General features: G+C 47.9%; 23 protein-coding genes and 1 pseudogene. 22 read left to right on the forward strand and 2 right to left on the reverse strand.

The features are described from left to right. Nucleotides 1–28 precede the first annotated feature (28 nt). From PVA01S_RS27780 to PVA01S_RS27665, 7 genes and pseudogenes are all read left to right on the forward strand, one after another. A pseudogene (locus PVA01S_RS27780) lies at nt 29–247 on the forward strand (fibronectin type III domain-containing protein); the annotation flags it as partial. A 45-nt stretch (nt 248–292) separates the two neighbouring features. After that, a complete protein-coding gene (locus tag PVA01S_RS20975) occupies nt 293–2,155 on the forward strand; it encodes an S-layer homology domain-containing protein (protein ID WP_244933005.1) in 1,863 nt (620 codons plus the stop codon). A gap of 197 nt (nt 2,156–2,352) precedes the next feature. After that, nucleotides 2,353–3,060 carry a WbqC family protein gene (locus PVA01S_RS20980; RefSeq protein ID WP_164751920.1) on the forward strand — a complete coding sequence of 236 codons (708 nt, stop codon included), beginning with the start codon at nt 2,353–2,355 and terminating at the stop codon, nt 3,058–3,060. A 222-nt stretch (nt 3,061–3,282) separates the two neighbouring features. Continuing rightward, the gene (locus PVA01S_RS20985) at nt 3,283–4,584 is read left to right on the forward strand and encodes an IS110 family RNA-guided transposase (RefSeq protein ID WP_127609275.1); all 1,302 of its coding nucleotides are present in this window, start codon (nt 3,283–3,285) and stop codon (nt 4,582–4,584) included. Between the two features lie 412 nt (nt 4,585–4,996). Beyond that, nucleotides 4,997–5,947, forward strand: a complete 951-nt coding sequence (locus PVA01S_RS20995; protein WP_127609279.1) for an NAD-dependent epimerase/dehydratase family protein — start codon at nt 4,997–4,999, stop codon at nt 5,945–5,947. Between the two features lie 27 nt (nt 5,948–5,974). Next, nucleotides 5,975–6,160 (forward strand): hypothetical protein, encoded by a 186-nt coding sequence (locus PVA01S_RS27660; protein ID WP_236596024.1) that lies wholly within the window; start codon nt 5,975–5,977, stop codon nt 6,158–6,160. A gap of 52 nt (nt 6,161–6,212) precedes the next feature. After that, complete coding sequence (locus tag PVA01S_RS27665; RefSeq protein WP_307720691.1) at nt 6,213–6,527, forward strand: GNAT family N-acetyltransferase; 315 nt, start codon at nt 6,213–6,215, stop codon at nt 6,525–6,527. A 68-nt stretch (nt 6,528–6,595) separates the two neighbouring features. On the opposite strand, the gene PVA01S_RS21005 is transcribed toward PVA01S_RS27665, so the two are convergent. Beyond that, nucleotides 6,596–7,228, reverse strand: coding sequence for a PIG-L deacetylase family protein (locus tag PVA01S_RS21005; protein WP_155614403.1), 633 nt, complete (start codon nt 7,226–7,228; stop codon nt 6,596–6,598). A 43-nt stretch (nt 7,229–7,271) separates the two neighbouring features. Continuing rightward, nucleotides 7,272–8,282, reverse strand: coding sequence for a DUF4855 domain-containing protein (locus PVA01S_RS21010; RefSeq protein ID WP_164751921.1), 1,011 nt, complete (start codon nt 8,280–8,282; stop codon nt 7,272–7,274). A gap of 66 nt (nt 8,283–8,348) precedes the next feature. Here PVA01S_RS21010 and PVA01S_RS21015 point away from each other — a divergent pair, with 66 nt between their 5' ends. From PVA01S_RS21015 to PVA01S_RS21085, 15 genes are all read left to right on the forward strand, one after another. Next, complete coding sequence (locus PVA01S_RS21015) at nt 8,349–8,756, forward strand: glycosyltransferase (RefSeq protein WP_127609285.1); 408 nt, start codon at nt 8,349–8,351, stop codon at nt 8,754–8,756. Nucleotides 8,757–8,885: 129 nt separating this feature from the next. Beyond that, the gene (locus PVA01S_RS21020) at nt 8,886–9,329 is read left to right on the forward strand and encodes an Hsp20/alpha crystallin family protein (protein WP_127609287.1); all 444 of its coding nucleotides are present in this window, start codon (nt 8,886–8,888) and stop codon (nt 9,327–9,329) included. Between the two features lie 296 nt (nt 9,330–9,625). Continuing rightward, nucleotides 9,626–10,681, forward strand: coding sequence for a Delta(5) desaturase DesA (desA, locus tag PVA01S_RS21025; protein ID WP_127609289.1), 1,056 nt, complete (start codon nt 9,626–9,628; stop codon nt 10,679–10,681). A gap of 67 nt (nt 10,682–10,748) precedes the next feature. After that, on the forward strand, nt 10,749–11,885 hold the full coding sequence (locus PVA01S_RS21030; protein WP_127609291.1) for a sensor histidine kinase: 1,137 nt from the start codon (nt 10,749–10,751) through the stop codon (nt 11,883–11,885). Next, nucleotides 11,882–12,481 carry a response regulator transcription factor gene (locus tag PVA01S_RS21035; RefSeq protein ID WP_054797828.1) on the forward strand — a complete coding sequence of 200 codons (600 nt, stop codon included), beginning with the start codon at nt 11,882–11,884 and terminating at the stop codon, nt 12,479–12,481. The genes PVA01S_RS21030 and PVA01S_RS21035 overlap by 4 nt, the downstream gene beginning before the upstream one ends. A 308-nt stretch (nt 12,482–12,789) precedes the next feature. Beyond that, on the forward strand, nt 12,790–13,968 hold the full coding sequence (locus PVA01S_RS21040; RefSeq protein WP_127609294.1) for an iron-containing alcohol dehydrogenase: 1,179 nt from the start codon (nt 12,790–12,792) through the stop codon (nt 13,966–13,968). 223 nt (nt 13,969–14,191) lie between these two features. Next, nucleotides 14,192–14,521 (forward strand): hypothetical protein, encoded by a 330-nt coding sequence (locus PVA01S_RS21045; RefSeq protein WP_054797827.1) that lies wholly within the window; start codon nt 14,192–14,194, stop codon nt 14,519–14,521. 358 nt (nt 14,522–14,879) lie between these two features. Then, on the forward strand, nt 14,880–15,455 hold the full coding sequence (locus tag PVA01S_RS21050) for a non-oxidative hydroxyarylic acid decarboxylases subunit B (RefSeq protein ID WP_127609296.1): 576 nt from the start codon (nt 14,880–14,882) through the stop codon (nt 15,453–15,455). Nucleotides 15,456–15,500: 45 nt separating this feature from the next. Next, nucleotides 15,501–15,803, forward strand: coding sequence for an MFS transporter (locus PVA01S_RS21055; RefSeq protein ID WP_054800118.1), 303 nt, complete (start codon nt 15,501–15,503; stop codon nt 15,801–15,803). A 311-nt stretch (nt 15,804–16,114) separates the two neighbouring features. Further along, nucleotides 16,115–16,999, forward strand: a complete 885-nt coding sequence (locus PVA01S_RS21060; protein WP_054797830.1) for an alpha/beta fold hydrolase — start codon at nt 16,115–16,117, stop codon at nt 16,997–16,999. A gap of 87 nt (nt 17,000–17,086) precedes the next feature. Beyond that, nucleotides 17,087–18,343 carry a substrate-binding domain-containing protein gene (locus PVA01S_RS21065; RefSeq protein ID WP_127609298.1) on the forward strand — a complete coding sequence of 419 codons (1,257 nt, stop codon included), beginning with the start codon at nt 17,087–17,089 and terminating at the stop codon, nt 18,341–18,343. A gap of 73 nt (nt 18,344–18,416) precedes the next feature. Next, entirely contained in the window at nt 18,417–19,913 is a 1,497-nt protein-coding gene (locus PVA01S_RS21070; protein ID WP_127609300.1) for a sugar ABC transporter ATP-binding protein, read from the forward strand. Further along, on the forward strand, nt 19,894–20,877 hold the full coding sequence (locus tag PVA01S_RS21075) for an ABC transporter permease (RefSeq protein WP_127609302.1): 984 nt from the start codon (nt 19,894–19,896) through the stop codon (nt 20,875–20,877). Before PVA01S_RS21070 ends, PVA01S_RS21075 begins: the two co-directional genes overlap by 20 nt. A gap of 299 nt (nt 20,878–21,176) precedes the next feature. Beyond that, on the forward strand, nt 21,177–22,727 hold the full coding sequence (locus PVA01S_RS21080) for a response regulator (protein ID WP_127609304.1): 1,551 nt from the start codon (nt 21,177–21,179) through the stop codon (nt 22,725–22,727). Then, nucleotides 22,724–24,412 (forward strand): sensor histidine kinase, encoded by a 1,689-nt coding sequence (locus tag PVA01S_RS21085; protein WP_127609306.1) that lies wholly within the window; start codon nt 22,724–22,726, stop codon nt 24,410–24,412. The genes PVA01S_RS21080 and PVA01S_RS21085 overlap by 4 nt, the downstream gene beginning before the upstream one ends. The last annotated feature ends 178 nt before the right edge of the window (nt 24,413–24,590 follow it).

Genomic DNA, 24,590 nt, shown 5'->3' on the forward strand with positions numbered 1-24,590 from the left:
GCCGGGAGCACCCGCAATAGTCAGTACAGTGGCAGGAAATGCACAAGCTCGTCTCACTTGGAATCCAGTGAGCGGTTCGACAAGCTATAAAATATTCACAAGTACAACTTCCCACGCTTATGGTGCAGAAGCAACTACGGTAAGCGGATCGGTATACAGTACTGAAATTACAGGACTTACAAACGGAACCACTTATTACTTTATAGTTAGGGCTCTGAACGGAAGCTCGGAAAGTCCAAATTCTAACGAAGTAAGTGCAACTCCACAAGTTCCGTCACCAGGAGCGCCGGTATTGCAACCTGTTGCAGCAGGTGATGCAACAGTCAGTCTTGCTTGGAATCCGGTAGATGGTTCGACAGGCTACAAAATATTCAAAAGTGTGAATGCAGGAACTTATGAAACTGAGGTAACCACCGTTCTAGGGTCGGTATACAGCTATGAAGTGACGGGCTTGATCAATGGAACGACCTACTACTTTGTAGTCAAAGCAAGCAATCCGGGAGGAGAGAGCGATGCCTCCAATGAAGTAAGCGCAATGCCCAAAACGGTTCCGGCAGCTCCAACGCTCATCGCCGCAACTGCAGGAAACGGCCAAGCAACCATTTCCTTTACGGCTCCTGCGAACAACGGAGGGAGTCCCGTCACAGGTTATGAAGTTACTTCTTCACCAGGAAATATCGTGGTCACAGGAGCAACAAGCCCGATGACGATAATCGGTCTGTCGAATGGAACGACCTATACGTTTACGGTAAAAGCGATCAATAGCGCAGGCAGCAGTGCGGCTTCCGTTGCCTCCAATGCTGTAACACCGAGGGCGCCGTCCAGCGACAGCGACAGCAGTCCATCGACAGAGCCGTACACGCCAGGCATACCGGCTGCGCCGAGCACACCGGAGACAACGAACACGGGAGTTGACGTTCTTGTCAATGGCAAGGCGGAGAATGCAGGAACGGCAGCAACTACGACAGTGAATGAGCAAACGGTCACGACCATTACGGTTGATCACAAAAAGCTGGAAGAGAAGCTCTCGATCGAAGGACAGCGTGCCGTGATTACAATTCCGATGAATACAAAATCTGATGTTGTAGTCGGAGAGCTTAACGGCCAGATGGTCAAAACCATGGAGCAAAAGCTGGCGGTTTTAGAAATCAAAACGGAGAAGGCGACCTACACGCTGCCAGCGCAGCAGATCAACATCAATTCAATATCAGACCAAATCGGGAAGAACGTGGCACTTCCGGATATCAAGATTCAGATCGAAATTGCCGCACCTACAGCAGAGACGGTGAAGATCGTCCAGAACTCAGCGGCTCAAGGAGAGTTCACGATTGTCGCCCCACCGCTCAACTTTACGGTGAGAGGCATCTACGGCGATACCAGGGTCGAAGTGTCCAAGTTCAATGCGTATGTGGAACGAACCATTGCCATTCCGGATGGCATAGATCCTAATAAAATCACGACGGGAATCGTGGTTGAACCGGATGGAATCGTTCGGCATGTACCAACGAAGATCGTGATCGTCGACGGCAAATATTACGCCAAAGTGAACAGCTTGACGAACAGTACGTATTCCGTGGTATGGCATCCGCTGATGTTCAAGGATGTCGAGCAGCACTGGGCGAAGAATGCCGTGAACGACATGGGTTCGCGGATGGTCATTAACGGCATCGGCAATGGCTTGTTTAATCCCGATCAAGATATTACGCGCGCGGAGTTTGCGGTAAGCATGGTGCGGGGATTGGGGCTGAAGCCGGAGAGCGGAGCCGCTCCATTTACGGATGTGGCAACATCGGACTGGTATAACGAGGCTATTCAAACAGCATACTTGTATAACCTGATCGGCGGGTTTGAAGACGGCACTTTCCGCCCGATGGACAAGATTACGCGGGAACAGGCGATGACGATCATGGCTAAAGCGATGACAATCACCGATCTGAAAGCGAAGCTCCCGTCCCAGGAGACTGGAGAACTGTTACGTCCATTCATAGATGCCAATAACGCTGCAGAGTGGGCGGAGCAGAGTATTGCCGATTGCTTGCAGGCAGGAATTGTGTCTGGCAGGAACAGCGACCAACTTGCGCCAAAAGCGTACATCACAAGGGCAGAGGTGGCAGCGATTGTTCAGCGGCTTCTCCAGAAGTCTGAACTGATTTAATCTTCAGAAGTTACATGAATAGGGTCATCTCTCAAGCGTTTCAACAAACGGCTTGAGGGATGACCCTTTCCTTTGATTTCTTGGGAAAACTAGTAATTTACCAATTTTACCCATATACTCCCCCGATATCATTCACCTCGATGTCTCCGGATGAATACCATGCATGGATGCTTCAGTTCACGAACGGAGGTGAAAGGATGAATCATGAAGTCACGGTTGCCGTTCATCAACCTAACTATTTGCCTTGGACAGGGTATTTTTACAAAATGTTAAAATCGGATATTTTCGTTTTCTTGGATAACGTGCAGTACAGCAAGAACAGCTTCATTAATCGCAATAAAATCAAAGGGCAGCAGGGGGCGCAGTGGTTGACTGTACCGATCCATGGAAGCACGCACAAGAACATCGATGAGATCGAGTGCGCCGATTGTCATTGGGCGGAGAAGCATATGAGAACGCTTGACACGTGCTACGCCAAAGCGCCTTATTATGAGCTTTACCGTCCTAAGCTGTTTGAAATCTATGAAACCATGAATACGAGAAACTTGAGTCAGTTAAACAAAGCCTTGATTGGTCAGATCGCCGGGTGGCTGCAAATTCCTTGTCAAATCCGTTCCACCTCCGAATTTACGCTAAGCGACGCTTCGAATGGGCGATTAATTGAAATCGCACAAAGGGTGGGCGGTCATATTTACTTGTCCGGTCAAGGCGCCGCGGCATATCAGGACGCAAAGAAATTTGAGGATGCAGGAATAACGCTTCAATATTACGATTTCTCGCCGCCGACATACCCGCAGCTCTACGAAGGGTTCGAGTCTCATTTATCGGTTGTGGATTTGTTGTTTAACACGGGGCGTGCGGCGGCCGAAATTTTACGCCAATCTTCCAGGCAGACCGCTGAATAACCGGAGCCGCGGTATCATCAGGCGACCGATCTAATAGATTTCCGCTATGGAAAGAATTCCATTTTCTCTACCAGTTGAATACGATACAAGGAAACAATTTAAACGTAAGGAGCCATTCCTGTAATGAAGTAATTTGCTCTTTGAAAACAAAAAGCGCCTCCTGTATGCTGGGTCTTGGAATGGTGGCCATTCACTGCCCTAATTTGAAGGAGGACGCTCAATATGAAGTATAAACTGAAACAAAAGCAGAATCAACGGATTACACGAATTACCGAATCGACACTGGTGGTCGGTGCAGATATCGCGAAGAAGGTTCACGTCGCACGTGCCGTAGATTTCCGAGGCATTGAACTTGGGAAGGACTGTGTATTTCACAACGATCAGGAAGGACTATCGAAGCTGGCAACGTGGATGAAGGAGCTTGGTCAAGCACACGGGAAGACGAACATTGTGTTTGGCATCGAGCCTACCGGACACTACTGGTTTCCGTTAGCTGCCTATCTGCAGGAACAACAACAAATCCAGGTCGTCGTCGTTAATCCGCATCACGTAAACAAGACGAAAGAGCTTGAGGATAACTCGCAGACGAAGAGCGACTACAAAGATGCAAAGGTCATTGCGGATCTCATTCGGAATGGAAAATACTCAGAACCGAAACTGCCGACGAAGGAATACGCGGAACTGCGAATCCTGATGAATCTGCGGGAGAAGGTATCAGCCAGCCTGACGCAAGTGAAAGGCCGAATCAGCAACTGGTTCGACCGGTTCTTCCCCGAGTATGCTTGCGTATTCAAGAAATGGGAGGGCAAGGCATCGCTCATGACCATGCGGGCGTTCCCGATGCCAGCGGACATCGTCGGCAAGGGGGCTAGAGACGTCCTAGTACACTGGAAGACGGAAGTGAAACGCGGTGTGGGCATCAAGCGCGCGGAGAAGTTAGTAGCGGCCGCCACAGCCTCTATCGGACTAACGGAAGGCAGTATGGCAGCTCGGGTAGAGCTAAGCACACTGTTGGGTCAATACGACCTTTTCAGCAGCCAATTGGAAGAGATTATGGATAAAGTGCTGGAGATCCTTGAACACATCCCAGGAACGAAGGAAATGCTTACCGTACCCGGGGTTGGGGCAATTACTGTAGCTGGATTTCTGGCCGAGATCGGTGACTTGAACAACTACGATCATGGCCAGCAGATTATCCGGCTTGCCGGGCTAAATCTCAAAGAGAATAGTTCGGGAAAGCGGAAGGGTAAGACCGGGATTAGCAAGCGCGGACGGTCACGTTTACGAGCGCTGCTGTTCCGAGCGGTGATGCCCATGGTAGCGAAGAACGAAGAGTTCAAGACGCTTCATAAGCATTACACGACGAGGAGCCAGAATCCACTGAAGAAGAAACAATCGATCATCGCGTTATGTGGAAAACTGATTCGAGTCCTGCATACGCTGGGGACAAAGCAAAGAGAGTACAGTGCAATCGATGTTATGGGTCCAGTAAGGCAGTTCCAGATCCAGCAAGAAGCTGCTTAAAGCAAGGAAACAAACGGCCTGCAGATCAAGTTATTCACATGTGTACAACTTAGACAACGAAAGCACGGAGAAGCCGAAGTACTACATTCAGTAAGGGCAACGACCCCGTAAAGGAGCAAGAATCGGCCTCCACCCCTTGAGAGGTAGAACGAAGGAATGTAAGGGCATAGACCCAGTGTGACATGGGAGGGTAAACCCCGAGGGTGAATATGGAGATCCACTGTGCGATCATACCAATTATCCACAGTTTTGGAAGAAGGTCATTCCTAAGCTCTGTTCCCGCCTACGCTCTTACGGAAATCGAGGTGCAGAGTACATTCTCCACTACTATCTCTTAGGCTGTCAAAGTTGAAATACTGAGAATGAGTGAGGAAACAGGAGAAAACGATACTTTATAGTGGGAGGAGAATGAATGAAGCTTGGAAAAGTACTGGTCACAGGCGGCGCAGGCTTCCTGGGGTCGCAGCTGGTGAAGAGATTGCTGCCCCGATCTGAACATATTTATGTCATCGACGATCTGTCTACGGGGAATCCCCGTGCTCTGCCTGACTCGGACCAAATCACCTTTATTCAGGGCAGTATTACGAATGAGGAACTTCTTGAGGAGATTATGCCTAAAGTGGAGTGGATCTTTCATCTGGCCTGCCGAAATTTGTATTTATCGGCCGTGGATGTAAGACAAGATTTCGATACTAATTTGTATGGAGGCTTCCTGCTGCTTCAGAAGGCCAAATCCCATTGCCCTAACTTAAAGAGGTTTGTTTATACCTCTACCGCATCCGTTTACGGCAATGCACCCGTCATACCGACCCCCGAGAGCTTTCATCAGATTACGATGCCTTATTCCGCAAGCAAATTTTCCACGGAGCATTATTGTCAAATGTTTTATCATATGTACCAGCTGCCTGTTACGATCCTTCGATTATCGAATGTGTACGGTCCTGGCCAATTATTGAGCAATCCTTACTGCGGAGTCGTAACCCTATTCTTTGATGCGGTTCAGAATGGGCGGCCGATTCCTATATTCGGCGACGGTACGCAGACGAGAGACTTTACATTTATCGACGATGCAATGGAGGCCATCCTCACGGCAAGCGTTCACCCCGATTCCATAGGCAAGCTATATAATGTGGGGACGGGCAAGGAAGTCAGCATTCATGAACTGGCTGAAACGATCGGCAAAATCATGGGACACGAGAATTATCCGATTGAATATAAGCCGAAACGAGTGGTGGATAAAGTATATCGCAGGGCCGTCGACATCACGTTCCTGGAACAGGATCTCCACATGAAGCCAGCCCATTCGCTGGAAGAAGGTCTGCACAAAACCCGCCAATGGATGATTCAGCAAAAGGATGCTTAAGTGCATGCGGCAGAAGGGGGGAGGAGCATGTTTTCGTACCAGATCAACGAGGTTACGCAGTTGAGATTGCTGGAATATCGTTATGATCAAGAGCTTTATGATTTAATAGACCATAATCGCGATAACTTGCGGGAATGGCTGTCGTGGGTCGATGGGATGCGCAGTGCGCAAGATACGAAATCGTTTATAGGCCGAACCAGGAAACTGGGCTGACCATGAAGGCTTCACAGCAGGTATTTTTTATAAAGACGCCATCTGCGGAATCATCGGATTCAACAGTGTCAATTGGCGTCAAAAACATATATCCATCGGTTATTGGTTGGGCCAGCAATTCCAGGGAAAAGGAATTATAACCCAAGCTTGCGCGGCCCTTGTGGACCACGCATTTCAGGAAATGAACCTGCATCGGGTTGAAATCAGCACGGCTGTTGAAAACTTCAAGAGCCGTGCTGTGCCGGAAAGGCTTGGATTTAAAGAGGAAGGAATTGCTCGTCAATCCGCATGGCTGTACGATCAATTCATAGATCATGTGGTATATGGTATGCTGGCCGAAGAGTGGAAGGCACGACCCGTGAAATGAATGGCATCCTACCTATAAAGCCCTACCAAGCAACTGCTTAAAAGCAGAGTTGCCATGGGAGGGCTTCTTTAGATGATCCACCTGACCATTTCAAAACATTCGGCATAAGCATAATTTACCTGTACGCCTCTCATTTTAGCTAGTCCGTATATAAAATCCTTATTAAAGTACGGTCTGTTTTCTTGCGTTTTATAGCATTGAAGCGTTTTGTATTTATGATCCTTATGAACATCGTCGACTAAGGAATAGCACATATTTTTAAAGGAATACAGATTCCAGGGCAGCTCGTAAGCTAATATCGAATGATTCTTGAATGCCCGGATTCCTTCCATACTGACGACTTGATGATCCTGATGGACATCTTTGAGACAGGGAAGGATGATCAAATCAGGTTGGATTTGAGTTTTTGCTTTCACCATATCGTCCAAAATATGTTGTCTGTACTCGGAAAATCGTCTGACGGGATACTTCAAAACTTGAATGTTTTGTTCGTTGATCCCTAATACGGCTGTGGACTGAAACGCTTCCTTGCGCAGTTGATCTTTCGGGAATGGATAGGGCACGGATTCTTCCGCCGCGGAAAATGCCAAATAATGCACTTCTTTTCCCTCGTTAATCCATTTATTGACCGTTGCTCCACATCCCAGTTCTATATTATCGGTATGTGCTGAAAGAACCAGGATTTTATGAAATGCGTGCACCTGAATTCCCCCGATCCATCAATTTGATAAATATATAGGCAGATTAATAGACCATATTGGGATATGGAATTTTGGTATACAATCCCTTAATGAACATATAGATCCGAATATAGTCGACGATGTTTTCGCTATAGATGGTCTTCATGGTTTGATTCGGAAACTGATAGACGATGAAGGAATGCTTCATATAACCCTGATACTCCGGTAATCCCAAATTGAAATGATCCAGATGATGAGTGCCATTGTAGATAGGACCTTTTCCATAAATCATTTGAATTCCCGTATTGTAATAGCTGGCGGAATAGGATACGGCGTTCACCCATTGATAGTCATACATCGTGTTGCCGTAATAGTTCGTATGATAAGCTGCAACGTCAAAATTGAAGTCTTTCCAATTCGTCGTGCCATACGAGGCGTAGTAGGGCAGCCACAAACTAAGAAAGCCCTTGGTTCGGATATAGGCATTGGTCCGCTTCACTAGTTCGTCATCATATTCATTGATCGATTCCCGCTGCCACAAAAAACCGCGAAAATGCAATTTTTGCGATAAATAGGATTCTGCGTGCCACCGTGCGATAAACTGATCTATCCACCATGAAATGGCGGCAAATCGTCGTTCTGTCGTATCAAAGTAAAGCGCGCTGCCGTGCAATTCCCCGAAACCCTTATCATCTATAAACGGATACGGGATGGAGACCCAAACGTCCAAAGGTGAATCATCGGCTAAAGCATACAAGGCCTTCAGGTTTGTATCCGGAGCAAACAAGGATTCCGTCCATTGCTCCCAGTCCTGCCGGTTGGCTTGTTGACCGAAAGCGGCATGCAGCGGATGCATATAGCGCCCTTTTTCAACAGAATACCCTTTAAATACAAACCCGTTAAACATGCTGTCGACAGGTTGATCCCCTGCATGATATTTCACATAATACTTCAGATCGGAAACGGTCCACTTATAGATCGGATGTTCAAATATACCGCCGCATGGCAAAACGCAAATGTGATTTTGCACGCCCTGGGCTGCCGGATGATAATATCCATATACAGAGCCTTCCACTGCTATTCACGCACCCTTTCATACATAGAACCTCTTTTTCATTACAAGATAGTGAAAGGAACGGATGTGATAGAACGGACGATCGAAATGCTTCAGCGGGAAATTCCGTTCCGTTATCAACGTGTAGATAAAACCAGCCATGAGCAAGCTAAACAGTTGTACCGACAAGCGGACATTATTGTCGATCAAATTATAACCGGCTCTTATGGCTTGCTTTGTGTAGAATCGATGGCTTTCGGAAAGCCCGTCATCGCCTATGTGCGGGATGATCTGATGAGCCGGTATCCGACTCAACCCCCGATCTGCAATGCCAGTCCGGATACGTTCTATGACGTGCTGAAATCTTTATTATTATCGCCGGAGACACGGTTTCAGAAGGGGGTAGAGTCGAGGAAATTCACAGAAGATTATCACGACAGCATGAAAGTCGGGGGCAGGTTATTAGAGATATACGGGCAGTTAACGAGCGGGTAAAAGGGGTTTTCTTGGAAGCCATTCCACAATAGTTATTTAATCAAACGCTTCCTTGCATAATTGCTTGGTTTTCGGGAAATTATAATCTTGTTCATCCAAAAACAACGATCTAGGAGGCTAACGTTTAAGATGCAGCTAATCCCTTATGAACCATTCCGGCATCTCGAAAACATGAGACGGGAGCTTGACCGTTTCTTCACAGGAGACTTGTCGACTTTTAAAACAGGATTCGGTCAAAATCTCGGCAGTTTAAGGGTTGATGTCCATGAAACCGAAAATGAAGTCGTGGCTACTTGCGATATACCGGGATTAGAAAAGAAAGAAGATGTGAATATCGATATTGACAACAACATCCTTACCATTACCGGGTCCATCAACAGAGCAAACGAAGTCAAAGAAGAAAATTTGCACAGGCAGGAGCGTTTTGTCGGCCGTTTTCAACGCTCCATCAGCTTGCCTTCAAGCGTATCTTCAGAAGGCGTTACAGCGACTTATAAGAATGGTGTACTTGAAATTCGTATGCCTAAAACCAAACCCGATACGAAGAAAAAAATTGATGTTAACTTTCATTAACCGGGCCGATTTTGTTCCAGGCAGCAAATGAGCATCGCTTAATCCAGAGAACATCATGACCAGTCAGGATTTTGTTGATTGGTCTTTTTGCGTGCATGTCGAAAGGGTGGCACGATCACAATGGCTGCTAGCGAGAATACGAACCGCAAACCTCCTCCTATATGACAAATGTCATACCTTCTACTTGACGTTTATGACTACAGCGAACGGGCTGCATTTTCTATAATTGAAGATAGAAAACTGCGTCCGGTGTTCAACAACGTTCCCCGCGCGTCATATCGAGGAGGAAGCCCGCAATGCACCAAGCTAGCATAGCCCATCTGAAAAAGAACGTCGCTCCTTATGAGAAAACCGATACGAAAGCGAGTATCCGGCAGCTTGTCAACACCCTGGTTCCACTTGTGCTGCTCTGGTACGGCGCGTATCTTAGCCTGTCCGTTTCGTATTGGTTAACGCTGCCGATCGCGATCGTTGCGGCCGGGTTTGTGGTTCGGACGTTCATCATCTTTCACGACTGCTGTCATCAATCGTTCTTCAAGAACCGCCTGGCTAACGATATACTCGGCACCATTACGGGTGTCCTTACGCTTTGTCCGTATGAACAGTGGAAAAATGCTCATGCCATCCACCACGCGACGAGCAGCAACCTCGATAAACGGGGGATCGGCGATATATGGATTTTGACCGTGGACGAATATGCGGCTTCTTCATTGTGGCGGCGAATCGCTTACCGGATTTATCGGAATCCGCTCGTCATGTTCGGACTCGGACCGAGCTTTGTTTTTCTGCTGCAGTACCGGTTTAACCGCAAGGGAGCGAGACGCAGGGAGCGCATGGGCAATTATTTGACGAATGTACTCCTGGTCGCTTTGTATGCGCTGTTGATCTGGGCCGTCGGCTGGCAAGCATTCGTCATGGTTCAAGGGCCGATTTTCTTCGTATCCGGCTTGTTGGGCATCTGGCTGTTCTATGTCCAGCATCAGTTCGAGGATTCCTACTTTGAGAACGAAGAAGAATGGAGCTATGTGAAAGCCGCGGTGGAGGGGAGCTCTTATTACAAGCTTCCCACGGTTTTGCAATGGATCACGGGCAACATCGGATTTCATCACGTTCATCATTTAAGTCCGAAAGTACCGAACTATAACCTGGAGAAGGCGCATGAGGCTACGCCGCCCCTTCAAATGGCGACGACCATTACGCTCCGCACCAGCCTGAAGTCGCTTCGTTTCCATCTATGGGATGAGCGTAACAAAACGTTTGTCGGTTTCAGAGACATCAAACGGGTGCTCGGCAAGACCGATCCTGCAGTCCATTCCATAAAAAAACATAGCCCGAGTCTGCAAGGAAAGTAACTCTGCGCCAAACCTTTATGTTATGATACAAGTAACTTTATCGGCAAAGAACAAAGGATGGGCGACCATGCAGAAGTGGTATCAAATTTTTCACAAAAATACGGGTCTTAGTCCTTATGTGTGGGTCGTCTTTTACATCCTTCCGTTTTATTTCATATTCCGGTCATCCTCTACGTACGAAGTGGTGATCGGCTTCATCATGATTATCGTGTTCTTTGTTTGCTACGTGCTGTCCTTTGTTTCCAAAGGCTGGCTGGTGTACTTTTGGACAAGCGTGCAAATATTGATTTCCATCACGATGACCTTGCAGTTCGGCTATGTGTATTTCTCCCTCTTTTTGGCTTTTTTTATCGGCAATATACAAAATCGGATCGGATTTATTACGTTGTACTCCATTCATCTGGTTAGCACGCTGGCGACTATCAACTATGGGTTCGTATCGAAAAATCCTGTATTTATTACCCAGCTCCCGTTCGTCCTGCTCAGTCTGATTGCCGTGATCCTACTTCCCGTCACCACCTACGACCGGAACAAAAGGGATCAATTACAGGGACAGCTGGAGAATGCGAATAAGAAAATTTCCGAGCTGGTCAAGCTGGAAGAACGCCAACGCATCGCCCGCGATCTGCACGATACGTTAGGGCAGAAGCTCTCCTTAATTGGCTTAAAGAGCGATTTGGCGGGTAAATTAATAAATAAGAACCCGAACCAGGCCCAGATCGAAATCCAGGAAATCCGGCAGACGGCCAGAACCGCGTTGAAGGAAGTCCGGGAGATGGTTACCCAAATGCGCGGTACGAAGCTGGAGGATGAGATGTTTCGAATTGAGCAGATCTGTAGAGCCGCTCAAATCGAATTCGTTTTGGAAGGGGACCCTAAGCTGACCGACACCTCCTTGATGACCGAGAATGTGCTCAGCATGTGCCTGAAGGAAGCTGTCACCAACGTGGTGAAGCACAGCGGCGCATCGATGTGCTCGATTGCCATCGAACCATCGCGAACCGAGTTGGTTATCCGGGTGAAGGACAATGGGATCGGCATAGCGGATGAATCCTTATGCGTCCGGGGGAACGGACTGCGGGGCATGAAAGAGCGGCTTGAATTTGTGAACGGAAGTTTGGAAATCAGTTCCGATCATGGAATGTTACTCGTGATGAAAGTGCCGAACGTCTTCAAACCAGCGGAGAAGGAGGCGGGGACATGATCCGAATTGTGATTGCCGAGGACCAGCGGATGCTGCTGGGCGCTCTGGCTTCCCTGCTTGATTTGGAAGAGGATATGAAGGTCGTAGGTCGAGCGAGCAACGGCGAGGAGGCCGTGAAGCTGGTTCACCTGCATAAGCCGGATATTTGCATCATGGACATTGAGATGCCGGGCAAGAGCGGGTTGGACGCGGCCGAGGAATTGAAGGGATCCGGCTGCAAGGTGATGATTCTCACCACGTTCGCCCGCTCCGGCTACTTCGAGAGGGCCGTCAAGGCAGGCGCCAACGGGTATTTGCTGAAGGACAGCCCCAGCGAGGAGCTCGCTGACTCGATCCGCAGCATCATGGCCGGCAGGCGCATCTACGCCTCGGAGCTGGTGGATGAGGCTTATAGCGAAGAAAGTCCGTTGACCGAGCGGGAGAAGGAAGTGCTCGTCCTTATCGCCGACGGCAAGAATACGAAGGAAATCGCCAGCGAGCTGTACATTACAACCGGAACCGTCCGCAATTACATTTCCACTATTCTGGATAAGCTCGGCGTCAGTAACCGGATCGAAGCGATTATGCGGTTCAAGGAGAAGGGCTGGTTCAAGTAACAGGTTACCAGCCAGAGTCACGCCACCTGACGGCAGGATGGAACCGCACCTAGCAGAAATGAAAGCTCATGAAAGAGGCCCTACGAGTAGAATCGTGGGGTCTTTGTTTGTGTACGGAGAACACGAAACGGCCGGGCAAACCGGAAATTTGTTTAGAGTCGCCCGGGCATGGTATTATTACTAAATATGGATGCGCATACAATATACGTTTATACAAGTGGCGATCCAATTCATGAGTCAAATCCGGCTTGCATCTGCTTTATCCCTGAACGGAACACCCATTCTACAGAACAATAAGGAGGCCCGGCATGACATCGATCCATCAATTGCTTATGCCCGGAAAGGTCTTATACGGGCGGGGAGCTTTCACCCAAGTAGGCGAGCAGGCAAGCCTCTTGGGCGTCAAAGCGTTCATTATCAGCGATCCGATCATGGCAAAGATCGGTAACGTCGATTTATGCATCGAGCATCTGAACCGGTATTCGTTTCCATACGCCACCTATTTGAATGTGGATGCAGAGCCGACCGATGTTCACGTGCAGGAAGCGCTGGAAATTTGCCGTCAGGAGCAATGCGACGTCATCATCGCTTTAGGCGGAGGAAGCTGTATCGATACTGCCAAGGCCGTGGCGGTATTCATGACCAACGAAGGCCATCTCAGCAAATACGTCGGCGGCAAAAACCGGTTCCGCACCAAACCGATCCCGCTCATTGCCGTGCCCACCACGGGGGGGACCGGATCTGAAGTCACCAAAGTCACAGTCATCATCGATACGGCGAACGATGTGAAAATGATGATTTCGGATCCGGCGCTGCTTCCTGCGATAGCCATTGTCGATCCATTATTATCCGTTTCCTGTCCCCCGGCCGTTACGGCGGCTACCGGAATCGATGCGCTGTGCCATGCTGTGGAAGCTTACCTTTCGCGCCGCTCGCAGCCTGTAACGGACCTGTATGCGCTGTCGGCGATAGAACTGATTATGAATCATTTGCATCAAGCTTTCATTCAGGGAGACGATGTGGAGGCGAGAGAAAAACTTGCGCTCGGCGCCATGCTGGCGGGAGCCGCTTTCTCGAATGCGTCGGTTACGCTGATCCACGGGATGTCGCGTCCGGTGGGCGCACTCTTTCATGTGCCGCACGGGTTATCGAATGCAATGCTGCTGCCGGCTGTGTTAGATTATACGAAAAGCAGCGCGGAGGAACGGCTTGCCCATATTGCGCAGACCATGAGGCTGGACACGACCGGTACCGCCATCCCGGAGCGCGCGGACATGACGATTGACGCCATCAAAAAATTGTGCCGTTCTCTGCGCATACCGAATATAAACCAGTGGGGGATCGAACGGGACAAATGGGCGAACGCTGTCCATAAAATGGCGTTCGATGCTCTCGACAGCGGCAGTCCCGCGAATAATCTGAAGATTCCGACCCACGAGGAGATCGTCCAGCTGTATAACACGGCTTACGACTACAAGTTTTGTTAGCTTTCTTTTTTATCTTGAAATTAACTCCGTTGTATGTTAAATTAAGAAAAGACAACGTATTCTTTATTTAGAAAGCGGTTTCATATATACGAAATGTTAATTCATATTCGGCTCTTTATCTGCTTTAGTAGCTTCAACTACTAACTCTCGCAGACAAAAAACAGCCTTTAAGAATCGAAAGATTCTTAAAGGCTGTTTTTTTATAAAAAAAGGAGTGAAAAAGATGTCAGTGAAACAGGATTTGCGTACTCACATAAAACTTTTAGATTCCAAAGAGAAGCTGCACCGTATCACAAAATCTGTCAATAAGGATACGGAATTGATGCCGCTAGTAAGATGGCAATTTCGGGGGTTGGAAGAAGAGCAGCGGCGCGGATTTTTATTCGAAAATGTGACGGATAGCCGTGGCCGTACTTTTTCCGGTTCGGTGGCGGTCGGTATTTATGCAAGGTCGGATTTCCACGGAATACATCGAGCCATCGATAATATCCATCCAAATGATTTGTTCATTGGTCGGATTATGATGAGAATGCCAAGTCCAATTCGGGGTTAATATCAAATCTCCCGACAAGACCTGGCTGAGTCCAGGCAATGGTCCAGTTGCCGAATCCGATCTGCTCCGTTCCATATCATCGGGCTGCCTTTTGTTTTAAGTGTAAAAAAGCGGAACTTGAATACAAAATTGATTTTGGCAACCGGAGCCCTAAGTGCATTGTTTGGTTTTTATTACATGTATCATTTAGGAATCAATGAAGGACTTTTCAAACTCTGGTTTTCATAATTTGGTCAGACCTTTATCAATAACCCGGATAATGTTACATCCCCCCTATTCATACCTATGAAAATGCTTGCTTAGATGTGTTATATGTAACTACTGGTCTTATAAAGACATTGAAACGAGGGGACAGAAGATGAGGGTGATTGTAGGTATTTCGGGAGCGACCGGAGCAATATTCGGGATTCGCCTGTTAGAAGTTCTTCAGCAATTGGGAGTGGAAACGCATCTGGTGATGTCCAAATGGGCGGAAACGACTATCAAGCTGGAAACGGGCTATACGGTGCAGCAAGTCAAAAGTATGGCGGCTGTCGTACACGATCCGATGAACCAGGCTGCATCCATATCTAGCGGCTCGTTTCGCGTCGACGGTATGATCATTGCCCCCTGCAGCATGAAAACATTGGCGTCTATCCGTGTCGGTTTCGCCGAGGGACTTCTCGGCAGAGCAGCTGACGTCATATTAAAAGAACGCAAAAAACTTGTGTTACTCGTTCGCGAAACTCCGCTAAGCGACATACATCTGGAAAATATGCTGGCACTTTCGCGGATGGGCGCGGTTATCCTGCCGCCGATGCCCGCATTTTACAACAAACCGACGACATTAGATGACATGGTAAACCATATTGTGGCGCGGACATTGGACCAATTCGGCATCGATAATACGCTAACCAAACGTTGGCAGGACCCGGTAGAACGAAAACAGCCGTAATAAAGGGATAGGAAATGAATGTGTAATGAAGAGGAGGAACTTGAAGTGGAGGTCAAGGTTTTTATCGAATACAAAATCGTTTCAGAGAAAAGAGATACTTTTATGCAACTTCTGCCCGATTTGAAACGAAATACAGACGAGCATGGTGGACGGGAATACAAAATCTATGAGGGGACGGACCAGCCTAATCTGATCGTGGAGGAATTCCTCATCGCGGACATTGGACGCTATCAAATGATAAAAACAGAGCGCTTGAATCCCGATTCCCCATTCTGGAACAAACATCATGAACATATCGTAGGAGGGGCAAACAAGCTGCATATCTGGGCCTTCAAGACATTGAAATAGCTAACCGTACAGAACAATACCGAATGAAAAAAAGCCCTAACATTACATATAGGAGGTGCCGCGGCACCTCTTTTTGCGTCTGGACAGTATCGTATAACAGGAGTCACAGGAAAATAAAGGGATTTACTTTTCCGATTCGAGCGAAAATTACAAAATACACTAAAAAAACCATGAGAAACGTTAATTGCCCCATGTTCATGGAACAGGCCGGCACAGGTAAAATTGAAGTGTAAAGAGGACAACGAGAGAAAGCCCCAAGCGGACATTTCTCAATATGTCTTTCAATATCTCAGAAGAAAAGAGGAGAAAAAATGGCTCAAAAGATTTTGGATCACAATGGAAACCCTGTCACACATGGCCGCGAAACCGTTAACGGAGTTCGTCTCCATTACTATACTGCTGGAGAAGGCGAGCCGGTTGTCCTTCTGCACGGTGTACCGAAAACCTCTTACTACTGGCGTAATGTATTGCCAAAGCTATCTCATAAATATAAGGTAATCGTACCAGACCTTCGCGGTTTCGGCGATTCGGCTCGGACATTGACTGGTTACGATATGCCTAACATGGCGGAAGATATTGCTCAACTGATGACGGCTCTCGGACATGAGAAGTTCTTCCTTGTCGGTGAAGACTGGGGAGCAGCGGTGGGCATGGCGCTCGCCATGCAATATCAAGATCGGGTTAAGAAGTTCGTATACACTGAAATGCTTCTCCCTGGATTCGGGTTGGAAGATTGGTCGCACCTGACGGAAGAGAATGTGCGCACGAACCACTGGATTTGGCACATCAACTTCTACAATGTTCGTGATTTCCCGGAACTTCTGATCTCGGGTCGAGAAATGCTGTACTTCTCTCATTTCATCCGTCATGAGTGCTATGATCCTACTGCCGTTTCCGAAGAGGCCATTGCAGAGTATGTGCGCTGCTACGCTGCACCGGGCGGACTGCGGGCGATGTTCGAAGTATACCGCGCGACATTCCAAGATGCGGCCTTCTTCAAAACAGCACTCGACAACAAGTTGAAAATGCCGGTTCTCGCACTCGGAAGTACTTACTTCATTGGTGAAGAGAATACACGCGAGATGAAACTGGTTGCAGAGAACGTGGAGGAAGCAAGCCTGCCTTGGGGCCACCAATTGGCAGAGGAATGTCCGAACGAATTGAGCGAAATCCTGCTTAACTTCATCAGTAAATAATATCTTGACATCACGCCACATGAATGCAGTGGCGTGATGTTGTAAGTAAGGGTCTGATTCTATCGACGATCAAAGGGGGAACGGAATGTGAAATGGAATAAGCCGGTTCTTGTAGCCATTGTCGTTCTATTCATGTTCATGACGGCTTGCGGCAATAACAGCGGTACATCTTCCGGTAAAGCTGAGGGTACAGCGGAAGCTGACAAGAATGCTGCCGGGTCATCCGTGAAATCTGAAGCGGATGGCAGTACTCATGCAGGACTAAAGCAGCCGCCATGGTATAAGGAACCAACGGCTGATCAATTGGAAGCCGTCAAATTGGACAATCCTTCCGATATGATTGTAAGCAGCGGTCCTAATGGTGAGAAAGCAACTCCTGCCAGCGAAATTATCATTACGGAAGAGCAAGCTGCCAAGATCAAGGAAGGCAAATTTACGGCAGCAATCGCTATGGGATTCCTCGGGGATGATTGGTCCGAGCAGCAGCTCGCCGGTTTGAAGTCGGAGTTCCGCAGACTAGGTATTGAAGTCGTCGCTGAAACCAATGCAAATTTCAAGGATACGACGCAAATTTCCGATCTTCAAGCTATTGCCGGTAAGAAGCCGAACATTGTTGTAAGTATTCCGCTCAACGCTCAGACAACGGCAAGCGCATACAAAGCTCTGGCCAATGCAGGCACGAAGATCGTCTTTATGGACCAGCCGGCGGAAGGCATGCTGCCGGGCAAGGACTACGTTTCTGTGGTGTCCGCAGACAGCTTCGGTCTTGGCATGAACATTGCGGATGAATTAGCCAAAGCCGTAGGAGGCAAGGGTGAAGTTTCAGCGCTCTATTACGCTCCGAACTTCTATGTGACCAATCAGCGCTATCAAGGGTTCGTAGCTCGTCTGGCAGCCAAGTATCCTGACATTAAGCTGGTTGAGGTACAGGGCTTCCAGGATCCGAACCGTTCACAGGAAGTAGCGGCTGCCCTGCTGACGAAATATCCGAACTTGAAAGGGATGTATGCCAGCTGGGATGTACCGGCAATGGGGGCCGTAGCAGCAGCTCGCGTTGCAGGTAAGACGCCTGCGAACTTTAAGATTTCAAATGATAATCTTGGTAATGAAGTGGCGCTTGACATGGCGCAGAACGGCTTTATCGCCGGCATCGGCTCGCAGCGTCCGTTCGACCAAGGTGTCGCAGAAGCTAAATTGGCGGCACTGGCGATGATCGGCCAGCCGACGCCGGCTTATGTCGCGGTTAGTTCATTGGCCGTCAACCGGAAAAACCTTAAAGAGTCCTACAAGGTGATCTATCACAAGGATGCCCCGGCCGATATTCTTGAAGCATTGATGAAATAAGAGCGTAACGAAGGCATGGCAGGGGGGGACGTCTCTGCCGTGCCATCCATTTATACACGTAGGCGGTGAGACCATGACGATCCCACACATTCTTGAAATGGAGAACATCAATAAGTCGTTCAGTCGTGTGCCTGTACTGAAGAATGCACACTTTGAGCTGCGCAAAGGTGAAGTTCATGCCCTTATGGGAGGCAACGGTGCAGGGAAATCAACGTTGATGAAAATTCTTACCGGTGTGTACACCAAAGACTCCGGAACCATTTTATTAGAAGGCAGCAAGGTGGAGTTCAACAAGCCCAAGGATGCCGAACGAAGCGGTATCGCGATGATCTTCCAGGAATTCAGCCTAATCCCTACACTCACGGTTGCAGAAAATATCTTCTTGAAGCACGAACCCAGGAGAGGCTTGCCCTTCTCCATCGACGGCAAGGAGATGGTTAGAAGATCCAGGGAAATTCTGAACGATTTGGATGTCCAGATTGATCCTAACGCAACGGTTGATTCGCTTAGCGTTGGTTACTGGCAAATGGTCGAGATTGCCAAAGCCTTATCCAAAAATGCGCGAATTCTCGTGATGGATGAGCCTACGGCCTCCTTATCGGAAAGTGAAACCCGATCCCTGTTTCAATTGGTCAAACGCCTTAAACATGCAGGGATATCGATCGTCTACATTTCACATCGAATGGCGGAGATTTTTGAAATCTGTGATCGCATCACGGTAATGAAGGACGGACAGAACGTCTTAACGGAGGAATGCAGCCGGATCTCGATGGAGCAGGTTATTGTGTCCATGCTGGGCAAAGAGACAGCCTCTTTCGAGTGGCAGGAGAGGCAATACGAGCTTACTCCCGAACCCGTTGTGCAGGTGCGTAATCTGGCTTATGGGAGCAGAGTAAGGAATGTTAGCTTTGATCTTTACCCTGGGGAAATTGTAGGCCTGGCAGGTTTAATGGGCAGCGGAAGAACAGAAATTGCGGAAGCCATCTTCGGCATTCGCCAACCGGAAGCAGGAGAAATCCTCATCCGAGGAAAGAAAATCAAGAACGTTCGCGATGCAATAGGTCAAGGGGTTGCTCTAGTCCCGGAGAATAGGCGCAAACAAGGATTGATTCTCGATCATTCGGTTCGAAGCAATGTCATGCTGACGAACATCTATCAGTTATCAAAGCATCTGTTCGTGAATGATTATGCAGGCACGAATATGACGAACCATTACATTCAGAAGCTGAATATTAAAACAGACGGCCCTGATAAGATTGTAAAGCTGCTGTCTGGCGGAAATCAACAAAAAATCGTACTGGCTAAATGGCTGGCTAAAAATCCTACCTTGCTGATCCTGGATGAACCTACGATCGGCGTAGACATAGGAGCAAAATCAGAAATTGTTGAGATCGTCCGTGAGCTTGCCGACAGAGGAATATCCGTTCTTGTTATTTCTTCCGAACTGCAGGAGCTTCTGGCGTTAAGCGACAGAATTCTTGTTCTATATAACGGCGAAATCATGAAAGACATATATCGACGGGATATTGAGACCGAGGAGGTTCTTCATCATGCAATCCAAGGATATTAAAAGCAAGGAGCTCATTTCGATTTCTCGGTTAAGCTTTCCTTTCCATTGGAGGGATTACTTTGTTTATATCGCATTCGCAATTGTTTTGATCTTTTTCGCTTTTACGATTGCTGCGGACGGTTTTTTCCTGCCTTCCAATTTGTTTAATATCGTCCGGGCTACGACGATGATTTCCATTATGGCCATTGCCATGACCTTCGTCATCTCCGCGGGGGAGCTGGATTTATCCATCGGTTCGATAACGGCATTCTCCGCTCTGATTTCGGCCATGGCCATGAATGCCGGATATGGCATGGCAGGAGGAGTTATCGCGGGTCTGCTGGCTGGCCTGCTGATTGGCGCCACTAACGGCATACTTGTTACGAAAGTAGGCATTCCTTCCTTTCTTGTGACCCTGGGAATGATGCAGCTGCTGCGTGGTGTGGATATGTGGCTGACCAATACCAATCCGGTTGTGATCAAGAATGCCAACTTTAACTTCTTCTTCGGTTCCGGCAATTTGGGCTCCATACCCGTCTTACTGTTATGGTCTCTCGTGTTCTTAGGGGCGGGGCATTACATACTCAAGCACACCCCGTTCGGACGTGAGGTGCTGGCTACGGGGGGGAACCGGCTTGCTGCTGAATATTCGGGTGTCAATACGAAGCGAATCAAGTTTTATGCGTTCCTGCTTTCCGGTGGTGCTGCAGCGATCGCAGGAATGCTCTATGCCGGCATGATGCAAAGTGCGCGTTACAGCTTCGGGCAGGGCGATGAGCTCAGCGCGATTGCTGCGGTTATATTGGGAGGAACCAGCCTCTTCGGCGGTGCGGGTACAATCATAGGTACGATCATTGGTTCTCTGCTGATTGGGACCATTAATAACGGGCTCATTATTATGGGACTGAGCGTCAGCCAGCAGATGATTGTCAGCGGCGCGATTATTATTCTGGCGGTTGCGTTCGGTAAAAAACCTGCGTCCTAATCCCTAATGAAGGCGGGATCCGGGACTGCTAAAACATGCTGTACGGCCGTGCGTTCACTCTCCCGGGGTTATGAGGAAGGCTGGACGGATAGCAAGGGAAATAGGATGCAAGGAAAGAGCAGCACCCCTGGAACGGGAATCCGATTCTAGGGGTTCATTCTTATTGGCTTCTCCAGTGCCTGATTATGAAATCCTAGCTTACCTCATCATGGGTTAACACGTGTTATAATAGACGATAGCAGCACACTCACCTGTACTTCTCGTATACCAGAGACTTCAATTGCAAGGGGTGATTACCAATGAAAGTCATTGTCGTTGAAGATGAACCGAACTCATTAATGGGGATGAGAAGAGCGGTCGAATCGATGGGGATGAATTTGTCCCTGTTTACTTCAAACCATGCCGAAGAGGCAATGGGAATCATTGCGGAGCACCGGCCGGACTTGATCGTTACAGATATTATGCTGCCGGGCATGACAGGCTTGGACCTTGTCGAGCATTTCGTTGGGAAACATTATCAACCTAAAATCATTGTTGTAAGCGGATACAACGATTTTGAATATGCACAAAGAAGCATTCGTGTTGGAGCCGCCGATTATTTGTTAAAGCCGTTCCATACGGAGGAGTTCGCAGAGAAAATCCGCAAGTTTCTACTCCTGATTCAGCAAGAAAAAGAACAGAATCACCATCTGCAGCAGCAGTATACCTTTGCCCAAATGGGAAATCGGTTGATGCGTGATAATTATTTGGCCGATTTCTGTTTAAAATATACGCCGCTTGAAGAGCATATTTACCAAAGGTTAAAGCTATGGAACCTGGCATGGCTGGCGGACCAACCCTATTCTATTATGGTGATGGACACCAAAGGCTATCCGGACGGTAAGCCGATCGGGAGTAATTATGCGCTGCAAACCTTCGCTATCGGGAACATTTTGAATGAAGTATTGATGGACTACGCTGCTACTGTATTTTTCAAGGATTCCAAGCATCGTTGGGTTGTAATAACAGGGAACGACAAGGTTCAAGAGTTGATACATTCGATTATCCACAGTGTCAAAAGTTATCAGAAAATTGAATTGGCAATAGGGATCAGCGCAAAGATGGAGCTTTTCGAACATATCCATTCCGCTTACCAAGATGCACTGAAAGCATTCCGAATCCATTCCTTATCGGACCATTCGGAGTTCTTCTATGAGTCCAATCCATCTAAATCAAGCGGTTATGTGACGCCGGACCAGATGGCCTCCTTGTTGTGCGAGCAGAACGAGGAGGCGATTGCACGGGCTGTCAAACAATTCATCCGAGGCACCGTCATGCTGGAAGGAACGGAGAGCAAAGAGGATGTTACTCGCGGCGTCTTAAACTACCTTTCGCAAATTCATATCAGCCTGAGTGAGAGAACGGCCAAGGAATTGGAAGAAATTCCGATGAGAGTGTGGGAGATGCTCGACGAGTGCAGCACGATTCAAGAGTATCAGCAGGTTTTGCGTGACTATCTCACCAATCTAGGCCGACAGCTGTTCGCTCCCAGGATGAATGCGATTGTGGAACGTGCATTAGAGAAAATGGCTGCCGCTTATATGGAAGATATTACATTAGGTAAAGTCGCGGACGAGTTATCGATTCATCCCGTGTGGCTCAGTCAGGTGTTCAAGAAAGAAACCGGCCAGACCTTCACGGATTATCTTGCCGATCTCCGGATTAACCGCGCGAAGACGCTGCTAAGAGAGACAAGTATGAAAATCTATGAGATTGCCACGGCTGTTGGCTACAATGATTTGCAGTATTTCGGCACGCTGTTCAAAAAGAAAACAGGTGAAACTCCGAAAGAGTTCAGGTATGGCAAATGAGGAAGAGAACGAATTTTAACACGCTGTTCATTAAAATGCTTCTGATTATGTCTGTATCGATGTTAATCCCGATCGCCGTACTAGGCATGCTTTCTTTTGAGAAGTCTAAGCAGCAAATTGAATCCGTCACCTCCCAGTTTCTTCAGGATAATCTCGCATTAAATGCCAAGCTGGTTAGAAAAATAATGGTTAGTGTGGAAGAGGAGTCACGACGCTTAGCTGCATCCAAAGAAATTCAGGACTATCTGGAGACCTACCCCTTAGCTAATGAAGCGGATCAGGTTCCGTTCTCCGTGGTGGAAACGCGACTTCAAATCAAGCTAACCAGCGCTTACCGCATGGATGTATTGACTAAGAATTCGGAGTCTTATTCGCAGCTATATCCTCTCATTCAAGCAGCGGGAAAAAAGGGGGTATGGATTCATGAGTGGGATCGGGATATGTCCAGCCCGGTATTTATCTATATCGCCTTGATCAGGAACTCCGCCTATGATACCATCGGCATTCTAACGCTGGAGATTCCGGAGTATTTAGTCCGTGGGGGATTAGTCTTCCCATCTTCATTTAAGAACTATAAAGTCATGCTGGTGGATAGCGGAAATCATATCATCTCTAATACGGATACAAGCTTCTACAATAAGGAGTATTACTATGAAGAATATTTTCCGACGGAAAAATGGAAGAAGGGAGAAGTCGGGCTGAACAGGGATGGCTGGAAGCTCATTGCGGCTGTCCCAAGGGATGAGCTCACGGGAACCATTTACCAAATTAAAGATTTCACCTTCTGGATTGTGATGATCAGTATGATTGTTGTCACGCTGTTTCTTGTTATACTTGTACGCACCTTTACGATTCCCATTAAAAATTTGGTTCTGCATATGAATGAAGTGAAGAGAGGGCTGCTAAATCCTTTTGCTCTCTATCAAGAGAGACGAGATGAAATCGGCCAGCTTGTTCGCGGCTACAATCAGATGGTATCGGGTATGCTGGAATTGCTTCACAAGACGAAAGCCATGGAATCAGACAAAAGGCAATTGGAGCTGCAGACCTTAAATCATCAAATCAACCCCCATTTCTTTTACAATACGCTTGATGCGATTAAGTGGAGAGCCGAACACAGCAACGAGACGACGATTGCCGCGATGGTCACTAAATTAGCCAGTTTGCTGCGGTTCAGTCTGAACAATGGGGATGAATGGACGACCGTTGAGCGGGAAATTGAGCATGCCCGAAATTACCTTGACATTGAGCTTCTTCGCAGCAATCGTTCTTTCCAAGTGTTCAGCCAAATTGCACCGGATGTTCGCAAAAAAAAGATTATTAAATTAATTTTGCAGCCGATTATGGAGAATGCGGTGAAGCATGGCATCAGCAAGCATCCGGAAGGAAAAGGGAAGATTAAGCTGACCGCGAAACGGGATGGGAATGAAATTGTCTTCATCATTGAAGATAATGGGCCCGGCTATCATGGCGGGCCCTTGTTGAACTTGGGCAATCCTGCGGAGAGGGACGGAACTGGCGGAATCGGATTAGTGAATGTTCATAAACGGCTAGAGCTGCATTTTGGGCATAAGTTCGGATTATTGGTGCATCCGAATCCGAATACAGGATTTAGAGTCGAAATCCGGCATCCTATTATCGAAGATGGGCAGGATAGCAGAAGTGGTGAACATGGCGGGCTCTAAATCTTCTGCCGAAAGCAAAGCACCCGAACGGTTGAGTTTTCAATCGTTCGGGTGCTTATGCTTCTTTCCGATTAGAAAAGGTAATCTGGACGGGCTTATTAGGGCTGGAGGAAATAAGCAGAATGTGTCGAACTTCTTTAGAAAGGTGTTAAATGTTGTATCGGAGGTGTTAAATCAT

The organism is Paenibacillus validus NBRC 15382 (assembly GCF_004000985.1).
Classification (GTDB): Bacteria; Bacillota; Bacilli; order Paenibacillales; family NBRC-103111; genus Paenibacillus_G; species Paenibacillus_G validus.